The 18,460-nt window shown below is 38.6% G+C and carries 17 protein-coding genes and 2 pseudogenes; 7 read left to right on the plus strand and 12 right to left on the minus strand.

Features of this window, described 5'->3' with window-relative positions; all coding sequences use genetic code 11:
- Positions 1-5 precede the first annotated feature (5 nt).
- Both CUU64_RS03240 and CUU64_RS03245 read left to right on the plus strand, forming a co-directional pair.
- A complete protein-coding gene (locus CUU64_RS03240; protein WP_142383588.1) occupies positions 6-236 on the plus strand; it encodes a hypothetical protein in 231 nt (76 codons plus the stop codon).
- Between the two features lie 434 nt (positions 237-670).
- Positions 671-1,723 carry a phosphatidylglycerol lysyltransferase domain-containing protein gene (locus CUU64_RS03245; RefSeq protein ID WP_101631835.1) on the plus strand — a complete coding sequence of 351 codons (1,053 nt, stop codon included), beginning with the start codon at positions 671-673 and terminating at the stop codon, positions 1,721-1,723.
- 231 nt (positions 1,724-1,954) lie between these two features.
- On the opposite strand, the gene CUU64_RS03250 is transcribed toward CUU64_RS03245, so the two are convergent.
- From CUU64_RS03250 to CUU64_RS03260, 3 genes are all read right to left on the minus strand, one after another.
- Entirely contained in the window at positions 1,955-2,701 is a 747-nt protein-coding gene (locus CUU64_RS03250) for an amino acid ABC transporter ATP-binding protein (protein WP_101631836.1), read from the minus strand.
- A gap of 15 nt (positions 2,702-2,716) precedes the next feature.
- Positions 2,717-3,376: an amino acid ABC transporter permease gene (locus CUU64_RS03255; RefSeq protein WP_101631837.1), complete on the minus strand. Its 660-nt coding sequence runs from the start codon at positions 3,374-3,376 to the stop codon at positions 2,717-2,719.
- A gap of 71 nt (positions 3,377-3,447) precedes the next feature.
- On the minus strand, positions 3,448-4,221 hold the full coding sequence (locus CUU64_RS03260; protein ID WP_101631838.1) for an amino acid ABC transporter substrate-binding protein: 774 nt from the start codon (positions 4,219-4,221) through the stop codon (positions 3,448-3,450).
- A gap of 2,121 nt (positions 4,222-6,342) precedes the next feature.
- Between CUU64_RS03260 and CUU64_RS23045 the strand changes: the two are divergent.
- Both CUU64_RS23045 and CUU64_RS23050 read left to right on the plus strand, forming a co-directional pair.
- Positions 6,343-6,465: pseudogene (locus CUU64_RS23045) on the plus strand (HAMP domain-containing protein); the annotation flags it as partial.
- Positions 6,457-7,404, plus strand: a complete 948-nt coding sequence (locus CUU64_RS23050) for a methyl-accepting chemotaxis protein (RefSeq protein WP_374702697.1) — start codon at positions 6,457-6,459, stop codon at positions 7,402-7,404. The pseudogene CUU64_RS23045 and the gene CUU64_RS23050, both read left to right, overlap by 9 nt.
- A 222-nt stretch (positions 7,405-7,626) precedes the next feature.
- Here CUU64_RS23050 and CUU64_RS03270 read toward each other — a convergent pair whose 3' ends face one another.
- The 4 genes and pseudogenes from CUU64_RS03270 to CUU64_RS03285 all read right to left on the minus strand — a co-directional run.
- The gene (locus CUU64_RS03270) at positions 7,627-8,547 is read right to left on the minus strand and encodes an HNH endonuclease (RefSeq protein WP_101631840.1); all 921 of its coding nucleotides are present in this window, start codon (positions 8,545-8,547) and stop codon (positions 7,627-7,629) included.
- Between the two features lie 185 nt (positions 8,548-8,732).
- Positions 8,733-8,909, minus strand: a complete 177-nt coding sequence (locus CUU64_RS22890) for a GHKL domain-containing protein (protein WP_308302327.1) — start codon at positions 8,907-8,909, stop codon at positions 8,733-8,735.
- Positions 8,910-9,628: 719 nt separating this feature from the next.
- Positions 9,629-9,997, minus strand: coding sequence for a hypothetical protein (locus CUU64_RS03280; RefSeq protein ID WP_101631841.1), 369 nt, complete (start codon positions 9,995-9,997; stop codon positions 9,629-9,631).
- 241 nt (positions 9,998-10,238) lie between these two features.
- Positions 10,239-10,457, minus strand: a pseudogene (locus CUU64_RS03285) (family 1 glycosylhydrolase); the annotation flags it as partial.
- Between the two features lie 278 nt (positions 10,458-10,735).
- Here CUU64_RS03285 and CUU64_RS21650 point away from each other — a divergent pair.
- Complete coding sequence (locus CUU64_RS21650; RefSeq protein WP_142383589.1) at positions 10,736-10,930, plus strand: hypothetical protein; 195 nt, start codon at positions 10,736-10,738, stop codon at positions 10,928-10,930.
- Between the two features lie 192 nt (positions 10,931-11,122).
- Here the strand turns inward: CUU64_RS21650 and CUU64_RS03290 are convergent, their stop codons facing one another.
- From CUU64_RS03290 to CUU64_RS03310, 5 genes are all read right to left on the minus strand, one after another.
- A complete protein-coding gene (locus CUU64_RS03290) occupies positions 11,123-12,796 on the minus strand; it encodes a bifunctional metallophosphatase/5'-nucleotidase (RefSeq protein ID WP_101631842.1) in 1,674 nt (557 codons plus the stop codon).
- A gap of 446 nt (positions 12,797-13,242) precedes the next feature.
- Positions 13,243-13,560, minus strand: a complete 318-nt coding sequence (locus CUU64_RS03295) for a hypothetical protein (RefSeq protein ID WP_142383590.1) — start codon at positions 13,558-13,560, stop codon at positions 13,243-13,245.
- 136 nt (positions 13,561-13,696) lie between these two features.
- Complete coding sequence (locus CUU64_RS03300) at positions 13,697-13,981, minus strand: DUF2188 domain-containing protein (protein ID WP_101631844.1); 285 nt, start codon at positions 13,979-13,981, stop codon at positions 13,697-13,699.
- Between the two features lie 260 nt (positions 13,982-14,241).
- The gene (gene sigH / locus CUU64_RS03305) at positions 14,242-14,892 is read right to left on the minus strand and encodes an RNA polymerase sporulation sigma factor SigH (protein WP_101631845.1); all 651 of its coding nucleotides are present in this window, start codon (positions 14,890-14,892) and stop codon (positions 14,242-14,244) included.
- Between the two features lie 507 nt (positions 14,893-15,399).
- Positions 15,400-16,836, minus strand: a complete 1,437-nt coding sequence (locus CUU64_RS03310) for an alkaline phosphatase family protein (protein ID WP_101631900.1) — start codon at positions 16,834-16,836, stop codon at positions 15,400-15,402.
- Positions 16,837-17,129: 293 nt separating this feature from the next.
- Here CUU64_RS03310 and CUU64_RS03315 point away from each other — a divergent pair, with 293 nt between their 5' ends.
- Together CUU64_RS03315 and CUU64_RS03320 are read left to right on the plus strand one after the other, a co-directional pair.
- Entirely contained in the window at positions 17,130-17,861 is a 732-nt protein-coding gene (locus CUU64_RS03315; protein ID WP_101631846.1) for an endonuclease/exonuclease/phosphatase family protein, read from the plus strand.
- Positions 17,862-17,896: 35 nt separating this feature from the next.
- On the plus strand, positions 17,897-18,457 hold the full coding sequence (locus CUU64_RS03320) for a YkoP family protein (protein ID WP_101631847.1): 561 nt from the start codon (positions 17,897-17,899) through the stop codon (positions 18,455-18,457).
- The last annotated feature ends 3 nt before the right edge of the window (positions 18,458-18,460 follow it).

Raw genomic sequence — 18,460 nt, forward strand, 5'->3', positions numbered from 1 at the left:
AGGACGTGAGAGTAGCAATGGGGATACCGGAGAGAAATAAGGCAACTGCCCGCAGGTTGGCAAAAATTAAACTAAAACTGCAGAAACATGATACCTGTTCTTTTTCCAAGGAAGATGTTGAATTCCTGCTTAATGAGCTTGAAGAAATGATCAATATAAACAAAAAGCTTTTTCATCGCCATCCATTCGTACAAGAAAGTACATTCAGATGGCTGGAAAATCGGAGGGAAAAATAATCATAAGTTCGAGCATATAAGGATGGAATCACTGATTATCATTCGTTATACCATTCCATGATTACTTTAAATAAGCCCCGTACCATCTAACCATTATAGCCAACCGTAAATACCAAAGTATAACTGGATAAAACGATTGCTCTAGTTCCATTTAGATATCCAACTATATTTGTATTACTATTTTTACTAGTCATACTTGCACATCAAAACCGAGGTTTTTATCAAGAAATTTATAGATCCTACTTAGCAACAACGGTAGGCTAAGAAATAAGCGGGAAGAATTATCTGCAACACAACGGTACAAATCACTGATTTTCGGTTAAATACGTAATAGACAATATAGGAATTTTGGATTAGGATTCAGTAGTAGTAGATAAATTTCTGTTTACAAAAATATTAAATTTTCCATCACTATTTGGAGGGACTTTTTTCACATGCCTTTTCAACATGATCAAAATATAAATGATGTTTGCTCCTTCATAGAAAGGAATGGCGGCTCCCATACATCCCATTTGAACCTGTTAAACGATAAACGATTCTATTGGACTAATAATAAACAGATTTTGATAACGTATCAGTTGTCTGGAAACACCTGTGTTGTGTTAGGTGACCCTCTCGGAAAAGAAAACCTGGTTTCAGAGGCCATTATGAATTTTGTGCAGCATTGCAGCGATTTAGGAATTAAGGCTGCGTTTTACCATGTATCTCCACGTTATTTAAACTATTTCCAAAACGAGGGCTATCGGATTACTAAGTTAGGTGAAGAAGGCAGAGTATATCTGCCCGATTTTTCGATGGCAGGCAAAAACCGGGCTAAGCTTAGGACTCGCAAAAATAAATTCGAACGGGAAGGTTATCAATTTGCGGTTTTATATCCGCCTTATTCAGAACAATTTGTGGAAGAACTAAGTGCTATCTCGAATTCATGGTTAGGGAAAAGAAAAGAAAAGGGTTTCTCCGTTGGCTTCTTTTGTAAAGATTATATTTCCCATTTCCCCGTGGGCATTGTAAAAAACCCTCACGGCAAAATCATCGCCTTTGCTACATTAGCCTCTAATTATCAAGAAAATGAACGTACTATTACAATCGATTTAATGCGATACATTCCTGATAGTCCGCATGCGACAATGGATTTTCTTTTCCTTTCCATATTCCATTGGTGCAAAGAACAAGACTATCATTGGTGCAGCATGGGAACATCCCCATTAGCAAACACAGGGGAAACAGATCGTAATGACTGGTTTCAAACGACGATCGGAAAGTTCATTTTTCATAAAGGAAATTTCTTTTATAATTTTAAAGGGCTTTATGAGTATAAGAACAAGTTTCAGCCAGAATGGGAGTCACGTTATTTGGTTTATGAACAACGATCATTGCCATTACTTTTCATGAGGATTATAAGGCTTATTCACGCCAAGCCGAGAAGTCAAGAAAATCCGTTCATACATATTTCCAATAGAATCAGGAAATTAAAACGAGCTAGCTAATGTTAGCCAATATTAGGAATGCAATCTGTAAATGCCATCATACTTTGTATAAAAGAAATACTGAATGACATTCGCATGCTTATTGGTTTACCAGAGTAAGAGAAAATTTGTAATGAGGTGTAAAAAGCAACTAAAGCTCAGTTATTCATTTGAAAAATTTAAAGGCGTTTCAATTGAATGAAACGCCTTTAAATACTTATGAAGCTATCTTAAAACCCTTGACTTAGCTTGTTATTTTAAATTTCGCTGTAAGAACGCTTTTGTACGCTCGAACTGCGGGCTAGTAAATAATTCGGCTGGTTCACCGGTTTCGATTATTTCACCGTTGTCCATGAATATGACCCGGTTTGCAACCTCCTTAGCGAAGCCCATCTCATGTGTCACAACAATCATAGTCATGTGTTCTTCGGCCAGCTTCTTCATTACCTGTAGTACCTCACCGGTCAGTTCTGGATCCAACGCCGATGTAGGTTCATCAAAGAGCAAGATTTCAGGGTTCATCATGAGCGCCCTCGCAATTGCCACCCTTTGTTTTTGGCCGCCTGATAGCTTTACCGGATAGGCCGATGCCTTATCTAGGAGACCGATTTTCTCCAGCAAATCAGCACTTCGTTTTTCAACGACACTAGGTTGCTCTTTCTTTACCATTTTAGGAGCAAGTTCCAAATTTTCTTTAACGGTGAGATTCGGAAAAAGATTAAAATGTTGGAAAACCATTCCCATTTTGGATGTGATCCGTTTTATCTCCTGCGGTTTTGCGTAAATCCCTTCCTTCACCAGATTATCGCCAGCTACTTTAATGCTGCCACCTTCTATATCTTCTAGATGGACCAGACTACGTAGCATCGTGCTTTTACCAGAGCCGGAGGGACCAATTACTGCCACGACTTCGTTTTTATTCACATTAAAATTAATATTTTTTAGCACTTCTAAATTGCCATATGATTTTTTTAGATTGGATACTTCAATGATTGCCACTGTTATCAATCCTTTTTATTCAAATTTAAATCGCTTTTCGAGCCATTTGAAAAATAATGTTAATAAGAGTGTAATGAGTAGATAAATGATACCTGCATAGACGAATGGCACGATTGTAAAGTCACGGTTCACAGCAGTCTGCGCAAAGTGTAACAATTCCGGTACGGCAACAGCGTATAGCAGCGCGGTATCCTTTACCAGTGTCACGGATTCGTTGGCCACCGCAGGAAGTGCAACACGGAACATTTGAGGAAGGATAACTTTTGTCATCGTCTTCCATTTATTCAAACCGAGAACTTGGGCTGCCTCATATTGGCCTTTATCAATAGATAAAAGACCTCCGCGGAAGATCTCAGCAAAATAGGCAGCATAGTTCAAAATAAAGCCCAAACAGGCAGCGACAAAGCGATCCAGAACCAAGTAGTCACCTATTACTGGCAGCATCGGCAACCCAAAACATATAAACAGGAGCTGGAGCAAAAGCGGTGTACCCCGCATTAAATAAATGTAAGTATGGGCAAACCAGGCAATCGGCTTTATATTGCTTCTTACCATTAGCGTTAAGAGAAACCCTAGCGGAATTGACACCACAATGGCGATTAAAAACAATAGGACCGTCATCTGTGCCCCTTCCAGCATGGGTTTGAGTATCGAGTTGAAATAATCTAAAGACATAAAATCATCCCCCAAAAAATAAAACAGGTTTCCAAGGGAATCCTGTTTTAATATATATTTGATCGTTTTGTTTACTTTAGTACTTTATCTTCGCCAAACCATTTTTCTGAAATTTTAGCTGCTATGCCGTCTTGATTCATTTCATCAAGCGCCTTTTGAAGCTTCTCTAGTAATTCTTCATTACCTTTCTTTACACCCACACCGTATTCCTCAGGCGCAAGAGATTCATCAAGCAGTTTGAAAGTATTTTTTTCTTTTGACATGTAATACTTAATGACAACCTCATCGATTACCACTGCATCCAGACGGCCTGCCTTTAGGTCGCTAAGAGCTAATACATTGTCAGAAAACTCTGTCACCGTTTTGATTTTTGATTTAACAGGGTGAGCATTCAAAGCATCGGCTGCGGAAGAAAGTGATTGAAGCCCCACTACTTTACCTGATAAATCATCAAGCTTGGTTAGGTTGGAATCAGCAAGAGTCACAACTACCTGCGCATTTTTCAAATAAGGCTTTGTAAAAAGAACCTTTTCTTTACGCTCATCCGTTATGGTGTAACCGTTCCAGATTAAATCGATCCGCCCACTGCTTAGTTCGGACTCTTTAGTTTTCCAGTCGATAGGTTGGAATTTAACCGTTGTTCCCATTTTTTCGGCCGCTGCTTTGGCATAGTCAATGTCAAAACCAACGATTTCATTATTTTCATCCCTGAACCCCATTGGTGCAAATTTGTCATCAATACCAATCACGAGCGAGTCTTCTTTTTCCTCTGGCTGGTTAGAGCAAGCTGCAAGCAGTGAAATGACCGCTGTTATTGCCAGAATGATAGTAGCTATACGTTTCATTTGTTAGAATCCACCTTTTACTATTTTTACTCTACGTCGCTTTAATTCGCTAAAATGTTAGAGCGTTAAAATTATTTTAATATAAAATTACCACACTACAAAAAAGAATGTCAATAAAATGTTTTAGTATATTATCATACTAAAGGATTTTTAGTGTTTATGGCTCTTGAAAAGTCTAGTATGTTTTGTTATTGAATAGCACAGGTTTTGCTCCCCGAATTGAAAATCTTATACTTAAGTTAAAGTTTCTAACCGATCTTTTGGATTATTAGAACGTTTTATAAGTTGTTTCAACTTCTTTGCCTTTTCACTAAGTAACATTATCAAGTGCATAGTTTTGAAAAAAGTAACCTAGAGTGCAGAAATACTTTTTGAACTATTATAGGAAATGGTAAAAACAATCTTAGTCCTGCATCAACCTAAGGTAATGATTATAAACTCTTATCCAAATAGAAAATCATCTTCATAAAGAATCCCTAGTTCGTCGATGTGCAATTTTACGATGTTACCTTCCCCTTCCTAGTATTGATTGTTAAATTTTAACGCTGATAGTTAGGATAAAACCTCTGCGGTTCGTAACATCACCATTTTTTCTTTCTCCCATAAGATTAAAAGAAGTCCCCTAGGTAATTCAAAATTAAGTAACTATAACAGAAAATTAAACATTCTAGTTTCTCTTTTTACTAGAATCCAAATGGGTGTAAATGCAGCTCGTAAGATTACCTTTTTAAATAAATATGATGGAAACACTTACATCCCGCTACTTTGACTAGTACTTATGTGCTATAATATGGTTCTTATTGCTCATAAAGATTAATTTTTCCATTTCAGTGAAAGTAACTCTCTTAGTACAGAACAATGACTGTGAGCCTTTAAATGTAAGCTGGACATTTCCTTAAGGGGTTTGCAGTTTTTTTATGTGTAAAAAATAGAGAATTTCCATAGATCTGTTCTATTAAACTCCGAAATATGGAATGGAGAGTGAGTGCGCTCCCATTGACTCGAATCACTCTAAACGCAGGTTCGGGATAGAGGCAGTGAAATATTACACTGGAAAAGACAGAAGGGGGAAAAACATTGAAGCTTTTTAAACCGACCGTTGGGCTTATGGACCGTCTGAAATACATACAAAAGTTTGGACTGATTGGCGGAATATTAGGGATCCCAATTTTGATCATGGCCTTTGTTTTGGTAAACAATATGAATAAGGAAATTGAGGTTTTAGAAACACGAATAAACGGGACGGAGTATAATGATTTATTGAAACATTTGCTACAGGATGTCCAACAACATCGTGCCTTATCAGTTAGTTTTTTAAGCGGCGAGGCTTCTATTGAATCTGAATTGACTAAAAAACAGGCAGAAATAACAAAGGATTTTACCGCAATTGAACGATTTGAACAAGAACAGGGACAGTCATTCGACACATCCGATGCATTGCAAAAAATGAAGGAAAAATGGAAGGCGTTAGAGTCAAACATTAAAAATGTGACACCGCAGGAAGCGACCCGCCTTCATGTTGAATACATTCAGGGAATCACTGGCTTTATGGTGGATATCGGGGATAAGTCCCACCTTTTTCTTGCTAAAACACCACATGCATTTTATTTGATTGATGCCATCAGTCGTAGTTTGCCAAATCTGACAGAAGAACTGGGCCAAATGCGGGCAATCGGTATGAATGCCGTTGCAAACAAGGCAGTTACAGAAGCGCAACGGACTCAACTGGTCTCTCTATCTTCTTCTGTTCAATTTTCTTTACAGAGGCTTGAACATGGAAAGACGGTCACATTTACGAGTGAACCATCATTAGAAAAGAGTTTGGGAGACATCACTTATTCAGCTATAGCAGACACCAAAAAATTCCTGGAATTTGCGCAGGCCGAATTACTTCAAAACGAAAAGATAGACATTGCGTCAGATGAGTACTATAAGTTAGCGACGGCTACCATCGATATGAACTTTAAGTTATATGAAGAAGACTCTTCACAATTAACAAATATTATGGCCAAACAATATGAGGACATAAAACAGGATCGAATGGTCGCTATTTCTCTTATAGCTTTGGTATTCCTGCTTACCATTTACTGCTTTGTTGGGTTCTATCTTTCTGTTATTACGATGGTACAGAAGCTTAGAACTGTTTCAGCGGAAGTTGCTGGCGGAGACTTGACTACACAAATCTCTTTAAATACAAAGGATGAAATGAAACAAGTAGAAATTTCTTTTAACAAAATGATCCAAAATATCCGGCAGCTTGTAAATCAAATTAACGCCAACGCAGTTCATGTAGCTTCTTCTAGTGCAGAGCTGACGGCAAGTGCCGAACAAACAAGCAGCGCTTCTGAACAAATTTCAATTACGATTCAAGAGGTTGCATCAGGTGCGGAAAAACAAGCAAAGAGCGTAGATGAAAGCTTTACGATCGTTAATGAACTATCCGCTGGTATCCAACAGATATCTGCGAACGCACAAACAGTTTCAGTTACCGCTAACCAAGCATCTTCGAAGGCTTCTTCCGGTGAACAGTCGATTCAATTGGCTGCAAAACAAATGAACTCAATTAATGATTCCGTAAACGGAGCAGCACAGGTAGTAAAGAACTTAGGAGAACGGTCAAAAGAGATCAGTAATATTTTAGACGTGATCACGGGCATTGCGGCCCAGACAAATTTATTAGCCCTAAATGCGGCAATTGAAGCCGCGAGAGCCGGTGAATTAGGAAAAGGATTTGCCGTTGTCGCAGATGAAGTAAGAAAGCTAGCGGAACAATCGGCAAATTCGACCCAGCAAATTGGGCAATTGATTGCCGCTATCCAAGACGAAACGGAGAGAGCGGTGCAATCCATGGGATCCGTTACTAAAGAAGTAACAGAAGGAATGAGCGTTGTACAAACAGCGGGAACTTCCTTTATGGAGATCCAACAGTCTGTAAATGAAGCGGCAGAACAAATTGAACAAGTATCGGCAGCTGTGCAGCAAATGGCTGCAGGGACGGATCAGATGGTATCCTCCATGGGGGTTATTTCAGAAATTGCAAAGGAAGCTGCGTTTGGGACACAAAATGTCTCTGCAGCCACAGAAGAACAGTTAGCATCCATGGAGGAAATTGGCACTTCAGCTGAGTCTTTAAATAACCTTGCTGAAGAACTGCAAAATGAAATTTCCAAGTTCAAGATATAATACATCCTTGGTTCCTTTTGATAAGTAATAAAGACAGTAATATCGATTTTCTTTAAACAATTAAGCCCTTCTCACTGGAGAAGGGTTTTATGGTTACATCCCTATGTTTTTTAAAATGGGTAAATAGAAGGTTTATTTGTCTTTTACTTGCAATTGATAGATTTCACACAAATTCCCAACTATTTAATATTTTATGCGAAGAGTGGAATATGTTATCAGTAATTACTTTTTAAAAATCTTCTTCTTATGCCACTTAAAATATATCTTATTTTTGGAATGTATTTTTATCTTAGCCATTGGTTTTAAACCATATAACTGATAATCTTCATTACGGATTTGTGAAGAAACATGCAGACGCGCTTGTCCATCGAACGCAATTAACCCTTTTTCATAAAGGGCATCATGATTACAACAAAGCAGTACCCCGTTGTATGGATCTAAACGTTCTAAATGGGTGCTATCTTTCCAAGGCTTCGAATGACTTGGTCTAAGTAACTCTGATAAAGCAATACCACACAATGCGCACTTACCATCCCAAAGTGGAAACAGTTCCTTTCTGAACTTTTGCTGGCCTAATCGGATCTTGGTTTTTACTTCTGATTCTGTCTCAGTGAGAACAGGAATTAATGTTTTATTTTCAGTTCTTCTTACATTGTCAATGGATAATTCCAATTGCTCTTCCGTTACTTGATATATATTTAATTCGCTAATTAGTTCAAGTAATTTCATCGCTAACTCTTCATTACATGGATATAAATAGCCCTGATTCCCATTCCCATCTTGCTGGAATGGTGAATACTTAATAGGTAATAATGACACTATTTCATTAAACCTATCACGTACATTAACTGGTATATCTAATTCATGATATGTTAATTTGACTAAATACCCTTCATTACTCCGTCTATTATGATTTTGCATGATAGTTGGTTTACTAGATTCTTTACAGTCTTCGCTGGCAATGCTAATAGCGACGATATTCCCTTTGACATAATGAAATACTATGTCTCCTTTTTTTACTTCTGTCATTCGCTGCCATGAATGTGGAACATTGCCACCTTTATCTTGTTGAAGAGACCAAATGATCCCGAGCTGTTTATCTTCCAGGTAAGTGTGCCCTTGCATAACAATAAAACTATTCAAATTGCTTCTCCCCTAAATTCCGTACTAGGTTCTCTCGTGTTGCTTTTATTAATTGGAAGGTGGTATATTCCCCTTATTTATTGGAATTTCCACATGTACAATCGTCTGGTTTATATTAGAATCAATTAATATTTTCCCACCGTACCTACTTACTACTTCTTTAACGATAAATAGGCCTTGGCCCCTTATTTTTCCCTGTCGTACCTTTTTAGTTGAGAAACCACTTTACATACAATGTTCATTTTTCGTTCTTGTTCAGGAAGTGCTATTGTCGCCTCTATTGCATTGTCTATTAGATTTGATAATAGTTTAATTAGATCTGTGGTTTTAATTGTGTTAAATGAATCATCTTTTTCATAGATGCATCCTTTAAACCCTGTTTTTCACAACACTTTAATAATTATTCTAATCTACATATCTTACTACAATTAAGAAGTTATTCACACACAAATTCCAAATTATATTTACTAGAAAGTTTCTCTTTCCTCTATGATTTCTGGAATTTCTGGACGTACACTAAAAAAGAGTTTTCCGCTTTTTTGCAGAATACTTTCCTTGTTTCATTGCGGTTTCCATCATTAGATATTGAAACAGCGCTAATTAACCGGAATTCTGGAAATTGAAAGATTTTCGGTTGGAACGCTATAAGTGTGGTAACACCAATATGAATAAAGAGTATAGTGCAATTCGCAACTGGGCTAAGGGTAACCCTTTTTTAGCAGGTAGTGCCTAAATTCTGAATAATTATCTTTCCGAACAATTGTATTATGCTACCTGCTTCCAAAAAGGGTATTGGACAAATTATGTGGCGTTTCGGACAAATTCCCATATATTTTTGACAAATTATCAGGTGTTCTGCACAAACTCTCATTGCTTTTGGACAGTTTATCATACGCTATTTTATCTCGCTTTGAAATCCTTCAGCAAACCTACAATTTAGATTGAGTTCGGTTTAGATAGCCGATTATGCTCGTTAATCGGCAATATATTATTTTTTTGTAGTATTCTATGTAGTAATCTATGGTATTGCTTTGGCCATAGTGACCTCTTGTAAGGTTCTCCCCGAAACAAACATGAATTGTTACTGACCCTCAGATGGGCCAATTTGGACCTCTCCCAGCTCTCCTTCCAAGACGGCGAGTTTTTGATAGTTTATCGAATACCATTTTGTCTGGTCCATCTGTATGTGATTGAATCTGTCCGAAATTAAGTAACCCTTTCGCTCGAGTTCCTTGATTGACCTCTTAATTGTACTGACCGACCAAAACGGCAATTGCCTGTTCCAATCCTGGTATGTATAACAGACCCATTTCCTCCCTCGAACCCACTGGTGGCTCTTGGAAAGCCAGAAATGTACTAGCTGCAGCATGATTGCTTCGTTCAGACCAATTTTCATTGCTAATGACGAGTTGATTAAAAGTGGTGTGTCGTTTATTACTAATTGACTCATAGATAAGCTCCTCCTAAAATTTATTAGCCCAACATCCGAATGTGGTAACCGGAATACCAGCTTCGAATGTTCCAGCCTTCACCTTTTAAATACCAGGGAATGGAGCAAAAGTAGCATGTGGGATAAAAATTTCAGCTAAAAAATCAAGATGTTGTATTAAGTAGGGCTGGTTTTTGATCAACCCTGGCTTGCCAATTAAAAAAAGAGCTACCGTAGTAGCCCTAGAAAAAGTTTCACTCCATTATAATTTTTCCCCATTTGTGGCGATTACGTCTTTATACCAGAAAAAGGACTTTTTCTTTTTCCGTTCTAATGTACCGCTGCCATCATCGTGCATATCAACATAAATGAAGCCATACCGTTTGGAGAATTCTCTTGTTGACATGCTTATCATATCAATGCATCCCCAGCTTGAATAACCCATTAGTTCCACACCATCTTCAATCGCTTCACCCATTGCTTTAAAAGGTGTTTTCTTACAGGATGATCTAAATTGGTGAAACATGTATAAGGATCGCCTATATGTCCTATATACCTTTATGTCTCTCCCTTCCAACTCATGAACTGACTGCCATGTGAAAGGGCATATGATGTGAATGTAAGATTACCAGCTTATACTATTACACGTATTCTTTTAATAGTTCACGTAATCGTTGAGAGTAGCATAATAAAGAGATCCTTCTATTAAAATCGTTACTCATTAATGGTACCGCTTTAACACTTTTATCCAAGGTATGAATGGTCATTTCTGGAAGGATCGTCGAACCTTCTGGAGCTGCAGGGCTTGCGTCATTAAAGCAGTCCAGTGACGAACTAAGTGGCCGTAAAGTGGCGATAGTAGTTACTGGACGCAATATTTCATGGTCCAGGTTTGTTTCGTTAGTTGACAAGACGCCTATAGCACTGCCCAAACCTTACAAAGATGAACCATAATCTAAAAATGTACAAATCATTGTGAACTGATTTTTTCCCAAGATGTGAGATAAACAGAAGTAAAAAGATGATTCTAGTGTTTCAAATGCATCTAAATTCAAAAAAAGCAAAATAAAGCATCGGGGTTCATCCCGATGCCGGTTTCTATACTTGAGTATTTTAATCAAGCCTTTCAGCGTTACCCTTCTATTTCTAATTAGTAACAACTTCCGCTCCTATTTGATCAACCTTCGGATGGTCGTTCTTTTCAATATATACTTTGGTAATTCGGCGTTCAGTTGAAGCCACTAAAGGGTTAGATTGTTCTTTCACATAACTGATGAGTGCTTCTAAATCCTTTGGTCCCTGTCCGAGATTCTTGCCTTTGGTAAAAGCAGTGAAGTAGTTTTTTCCATCTGCCAGGAAACTATTGACTGTCACGGAATACACCAAATTAGGATCGATTTTTTCTCCACTTGGCATATAAATGTCGATTACTTTCTGTCCAGAAGGCAAATCGTTGGACCAGTTGTATTTCAACCCGGAAATTTGCAGCATTCTCTTCTCCGGTAACCATTGTTGATTCAACACTTCGCGCACTTGGTCACCAGTCATGGTTATACTCACAAGCCGGTTTCCGAATGGCAGGGCAGTAAACAGCTCTCCCCACGTGATTAACCCTGAGTTAATATCTGCCCGGATCCCGGCCGCTTCAATAAAAGCAAAGTCCGTCCCCATTTGTTCTCTCATGCTGTCAGCAACTAGAGAACCTAAAGCAGATTGGCCAGCTTCATTAAATTCTCTTGTTAACTCCATACCGGTATTTCCGATATCCCTATTAATCGTATCCCTGACATCATCTAGGTATGCGGTGACCATCTCTGTCATCTCTTTATCCGGTTTGATTGAATCGTGATATGTCATGACAATCTCAGCTTTTTTCTGGATAATATCCTGTGTGGAAGCATCAATAACAACGTTTACAGCTGAAAAGGCAGTCCCCGCGGAGTATGCCTGGACCAATAATTTTCCATCAACGATCGAGTTCATATAAGCGTGGTTATGGCCGCCAAAAATGATATCGACTTCATCATCTACAAGACTTGCAAACCGGGCAACATCCCCAGTTGGCTTAGAACCATCTAGACGGGATTTCCCAGGACTATGTGCAAGCACGACAATCGCTTTCACACCCTGGCCTTTTAACTGTTTTGTATATTTGTTAATGGCTGCCACTTCATCCGTAAACTCCACGCTCTTTACCCTGCTTGAATCTAAAAGACTGGGAGTATCCGAAATTGTGACACCAATAAACCCAATCTTATATCCTTTTATGCTCTTAATAACGTAAGGTTCAAGGATTGGCTTTTTCGTACGTGAATCAACTACATTTGCAGCAACATAGGGAAAATTCGCACCTTGAAACGTCCCGTACTCTTTTTCTGTTTTAGGATGCCTGCCTCCATGGATAAGGCGCTTCATTTCTTTCACGCCATCATCAAACTCGTGATTCCCGAGAGCTCCAACATCAAATCCTAATTGATTCATCATCGTAATCGTTGGCTCATCCTGCAGCAAAGCGGATGTTGGTGAGCTTCCTCCTACCGCATCACCTGAATGGACCAGGATGGTATTGGGATTCTTTTTTTCCCATTGTTTTAAGTAGGCAGCTACATAATCAGCCCCGCCTGTCAGCCGGTTTTCCATTTTCTTGGATGTATCGATTTGCCCATGAAAGTCATTTACCCCCAATAGCTGTACTTTAATGTCCCGATCAATGGAATGGGTAGTCGAACGGGATAAATGGACGATACTTGCTAATACCAACAGACTGATGAAAAGTACTGATGCTAAATCGAATAAAACACCCTTTGTAGCATTCTTCATTCTAGCTGCACCTATCCTTTTTAGCAGAATTTACGTACATCAAAAATGGATAAATCCCTTAAACCGTCCTCCTATTAACGATCTAGTCTTAAGAGGAAAGCAATCCTCATTAAAAACATAGAACAGTTGTATTACTTTATATCTGCCATTATGTAATTTTTTTTGAAAACGTTTTGTAAATGACAACGAAAATTTAAGCACTTAAAAAGGATACTTCATCTTTGCAGTATCCTTTATTGAACGAGTACTATTTAGCTATTGTTTTGCTATTCATCAGCAAAAACGTCTGCACATTTTGCATACCTCACGCCTGAATCTAAGGCGGTCTTCCTCATGTTGCATACGCTCATTATTTATTCTTCTCAAAAGGTTATTCCTTCTAAAGCGGTCGTCGTCTCCGAACAGGTTGTCTTCAAATAGTTCATCTTCGACCATAGCTCGCCGTCTTAAATGGCCATCATTGTTAAACCTGAACCTTTCTTCGTTATTTTGACCATATTTTTTTCTGATTTATGCCAGTACATACTCTCCTTACAGCAACATTTTTCATCATGTTCTTTATTGAAATGGTCATGAGAGCCATGTATTTCATCTTCCATGTGGCAATCATTATGCTTTTCGCGACAGTTATCAAAATCCTTTTTGAACCCGTGAAAATCCTCTTTCAAACCATGGAACTCCTTCTTGAAGTCATGAAATTCCTTTCTGAAAGAGCCGTAATCTTTTTCAATACATTTCCAACACATGAAATCTACCCCCTTCATTGGAATTATTACATTCTACGAAGGAAGGGACATGCTGGTAGTGGCGGTAACCATATAAGTAACTACCTATTTTCCTTGCGAAGAGTACATACTTACATAGAAACCCGGAAGGAATCTTATTCCCTCCGGGTTTTGTTTAATTCTCCTGATAATTAATTTGTTCCTCTATCTTCCCATCTTCATCATGGATAATTGCCATTGTGCCAGCTTCCTCTGCCATTCGTTTTGCTTCTTTTACCGCTTCAGACTTTGAATCCGTTGTATAGTCGGGATCGTCTTCACCCTCGATTTTAACAGCCCATCCTTCCTCATCATGCGGTACAACATGGAATCTTGCATCGTCTGTACCAGCTCGATCTTTGAAATACTGGTCGCGTTCACTGTTTTCGTTGTCACGATTGTTCTGCTTATTTTCAGCCATCGAAACTCCTCCTATCTTATAACGCTTGATTAAGAATTTGTACTTCTGCTTTACCCGTTAAAATGATATAAAAACATTAAATCCCTTCCTATGAACAGTGACCCGGTACTTATTTTAAGCAGATAAAAGGTTTTATAATTTCCTAAACGAGAACGGGACAGCGAGCTTCCCTAATTGTATTAACAGATTTTATTTAAAAAATAAAAGCCCAGCTAGCCAACTGGACTTTGTCTATATCTGAATAATTTTTACATTTTTGCCTAGTAAACAATCTCCCGCATTTCGAGGTAACGCTCCAATTTTCTTTTCACCCGTTGAAGGGCATTGTCTATCGATTTAACATGCTTGTCGAGTTTTTCTGAGATTTCAACATAGGACTGGCCATCCATGTAGAGAGACAAGACTTTTCTTTCTAAATCGCTTAACATTTCTGTCATTTTTAGCTGCACGTAGTCGGAATTCTCCTGGTTTATAAGCAAAGATATAGGATCCGTAACTTTTGTGCAGGATATAACGTCCATAAGCGTATGGTCAGAATCATCCTCGAATATGGGCTTGTCCAAGGAAATATAGGAGTTTAGCGGAGTATGCTTTTGACGCGTTGCGGTTTTGATCGCTGTTATAATCTGTCTTGTTATGCACAGTTCGGCAAATGCCTTAAAAGAGGTAAGTTTATCCTCTCTAAAATCCCTTATCGCTTTATAGAGTCCTATCATCCCTTCTTGGACAATATCTTCCTTATCTCCACCGATCAAAAAATATCTGCTGGCTTTTGACTTGACAAAATTTCGATACTTGGTAATCAATATATTCGCTGCTTCATGATCTCCCATACGGACCAATTCCACCAATTCCTCATCCTCTTGGATTGCGCTGTTTTGTGACAATTCTATGAACAAGCTTACACTCACTTAAAATCCCCCCGCTTGTTTTACTCAGTTTTGCCGATTCGTCTTTTACCGCGTTATATGTTTTTCTATCTTTCATGGATACTTATTATATTACCTTAGATTTACCATTTAAGATATTCGCAAATATCGACTTTTGTTTACATAACGGGTTAAAAAAATAAGAAAAATCCCGGCATTCCGGGATTTTATTAACTTATTTGACAGCCTAAAAACGAGAATTTTGTCGATTTTCCCCTTTTTTTCTTTTTCATAACCATGAGTTATTTAGTAAGCTCAGAGTACTTGGTACAGCTTGTTTGCACTAGAAATTTCATGTCTTTCTACTTCTGGCAGCCGAGGCGAAACAAGATTAATATGAAGACAAATTCATTTTTCCACCTCATCGTTTACATGGGGAGTTTCCCATAATAGAAATCGCCATTTCTGTTTTAATAGATGGGGTCGGTATTTTTCGCAACCTATTCCGGATTTCAGCCATTGGCGGCCCTTATGCCTAAGAAAGATTTTTCAATCGATTAGTGACAAAATCCATTTTTTTAAATCGACCATTCGTAAATATGGAGGACTTGAGTCCGTCCCGGTAATAATAATTGGCACAACGCTATCTTGTTCATGTAGACCCCCATGACCTGCCCCCCCAATATGTACGGGAGAACCTTCTCCAATTATTTCATGTCCTGGTCTAGCGCTTACTACTAAAAAGTCACCCTTATGGGATAATAAACAGCTATATAATCTGGCCAGTGCATCCGGATATTCACCATACTTAATTTCCTTTCCAGAAACAGAAAGGTTAAGTAAATTTTGATCTCCTTGAAGAAACCAAGATTGCCCATATTGATCATGGTACTCGCCTTCTGGCCCGAACATGAACTCACCTCGCAACCCTCCTGACCTCACCTCTATATTCCGGCCTGTTTTCCAGGCAATTACATCAATACGGTCGTCTTTCTGTAGAATCTTTGCAATTTCTTGTAAAGGTAGATTTTCTCGATCCATTGTATATATATAGGCCATCCTGTCATTTACTGCGAGCACCAATTCGTCTGTTGGCTGTATCCCCTTGGCAATTTGCATGATTCGATATCTTCCGAGTAAATTGCGCAAATCAATAATGGCTTCCCCTCTTTCGGGACCTACCCAAGCCTGCCCATTGTCTCCTAAGACGATCCATATATTTTCTTCCAGCGCTTTTTCCCATGTGTCGTACAAATTAAAAATCTTTTGCAGCTGTTTGTCGGCCTTTTCTATTCCCTTTAAATCCATCCGTCCATTTTTATGGATTCTTTGATCAAGTTCAGGTAGGTATACAATAGAAAAACAAGGAAGGGCATTGTTGTTAATGAGATGTGATAGTTGTAAGACGGATGAAGCATCATTGACCCCAAGCTTTTTCCAGAAATACTGATAACGGTTCGACGGGTGCAATTTCGAAAACCGTCCAAAGGAAAACAATTTAGAAGCCTTTGCCGATCGGTTTTTATCAATGTTCGTAAACGTCGTTAAAATTTTGGGCAAGTTTAATGGATGAGCTGTATTGCCGCGATAAACAAGGGCGTTTATTGAAGCAGAATCCCTCCCCCTATTCTCCAGCTCCTCATGGATGGTTACCACTTTATGGCTTATATGCTTTTCATTCAAATTAAAAAGAAAATCCTCTATCGCCTGCCCCATCCCAAGCTTAAATAGTTCTCGGTAATGCGTACCATAATTAATCAGCCGCTTTTCTTCCTTGCTGAACCAGACCAATCCGGGAATTCCGTGCTGATTGCAATAAGTACCGGTCAGAAGAGTCGTATCGACATTTACGGACATAGTCGGAAAGGGAGCGACGAATTTGTGGTAGTATTGCCCATGTTCCATTAAGAATTTCAATGCCTTCGCCTTACCGGTTTTGACTGCCTCTTGCAATGGTGAATCCATTAGAGTATCGATAACAAGCATGATCACAGGTTTTCCCTGTGGCCTATTTTGTCTAATTGTATTTGCCAAGATCGGATCACCCTTCTCTATTCTGTGGTTGTATCCATAATATTTTCTTAAAAAACACAATCTAAAGATCCTTTTTCTAATTTATTTCCATAAAGGTAAAACTGTTTTTAATTCACGGAAGCCGCGGGAACAATTGGATTAAAAAAACCAATCAAAGTCCATATAAAGTTTTCCCGACAGGAAAAGATAGAAAAGAATTTGTACTTTGGCATTTTGTTGCCGGTCATTCATAGGGGTGTGCCAACATGCATGTAAAGGTTATGACGTTTAACATTCACCAGGGAAGAGGGATCGATCGAAAACTTGATTTAAAGCGAATTAGCAATGTTATTAGACAAGCTAAAGCCGATATCATTGGTCTTAATGAGGTAGATCGATATTTCTCGGAACGAAGCGATTTTACGGATCAAGCACTGTTCTTGGCCGATCAGCTTAAGATGGAATATGTATACGGTCCTGCAGTTACAATCGAAACACCAGGGGCGAAACCCCACCGCCAGTTTGGAAACGCATTGCTTACACGCTTTCCAATCTTGCAATCCTGTAATCATCCATTTGATTTTTTACCAAGGATAACGGAAGACCGGGCATTGCTGGAAGTGAAACTAAAGGTTGGAGAGCATAAAGTATGGGCTTTTGTGACCCATCTCAGCCTCGCGCCATTTCTGCATAAAAAGCAATCGGCATTTATCCTTGATGTGATGAAAAAAAAGACCGGGCCAGCGTTTGTCATGGGCGATTGGAATATGAGTCCTGTTTCTAAAGCCTGGAGACAGGTTACCCAACATCTGGCTGATGTATGGACGGAAAACAATCCAAGTCAAAGAGGATATACGTTTCCTTCCAAACGTCCCTTTAGAAGGCTTGACTATATTTTTAGCACGAAAGAAATTATACCTATCCATTCCGAAGTGATTACTTTAGATAAATCGGCGTCAGACCATTTGCCAATGATGGCAACATTAAAAATCGAATAGCATTACCTTAACTCGCTAAAAAAGGAAGGAGAAAAATGAGAGCGATTATTTTATCAATTTGGAGCTTATTTGATCCTCTATATTACAAATTCACCCGGCTTACTTACCTTCAAGATAACCGTGAACAGAACAATTATTTCCGGGTGCGTCTCACATGCTATAAAGGCCGGGATGTTACGCTTTCAGACGGAACCCATATTAAGAAAAATGACACGTTGGTAAAGATTCATTTACACAACGTAAAACTATTAAATGAAATAAAGCAGGTGAAAAGTGAACTAAAACGGGGGAAAATCATATACGATAACGTTCAAAGATCTTTGCCCGGGATTCAATCATACATTAGTAATCATCATAATTACAATGACATTAAAGGCATTATCGGCATTACGTCTTTAACCAAATGCTGTGAACGTCTCGGTTTTGAAGTTGTTTCAATCTCCCACCCGGTATATAAGTGGCTCAAATGGACAACCTTCATACCGATTATGTTCCTTTCAACCTCCAAACCTTCATTGGGAGCAATATTAAAGCCCTCCCCGCCCGGCTACTTATTTATGTCCAAGGACAAGTTGGCACGACTTTATAAACGATAAATA

Origin of the sequence: Bacillus sp. V5-8f, from assembly GCF_002863565.1 — a bacterium.
GTDB lineage: Bacteria > Bacillota > Bacilli > Bacillales > DSM-1321 > Peribacillus.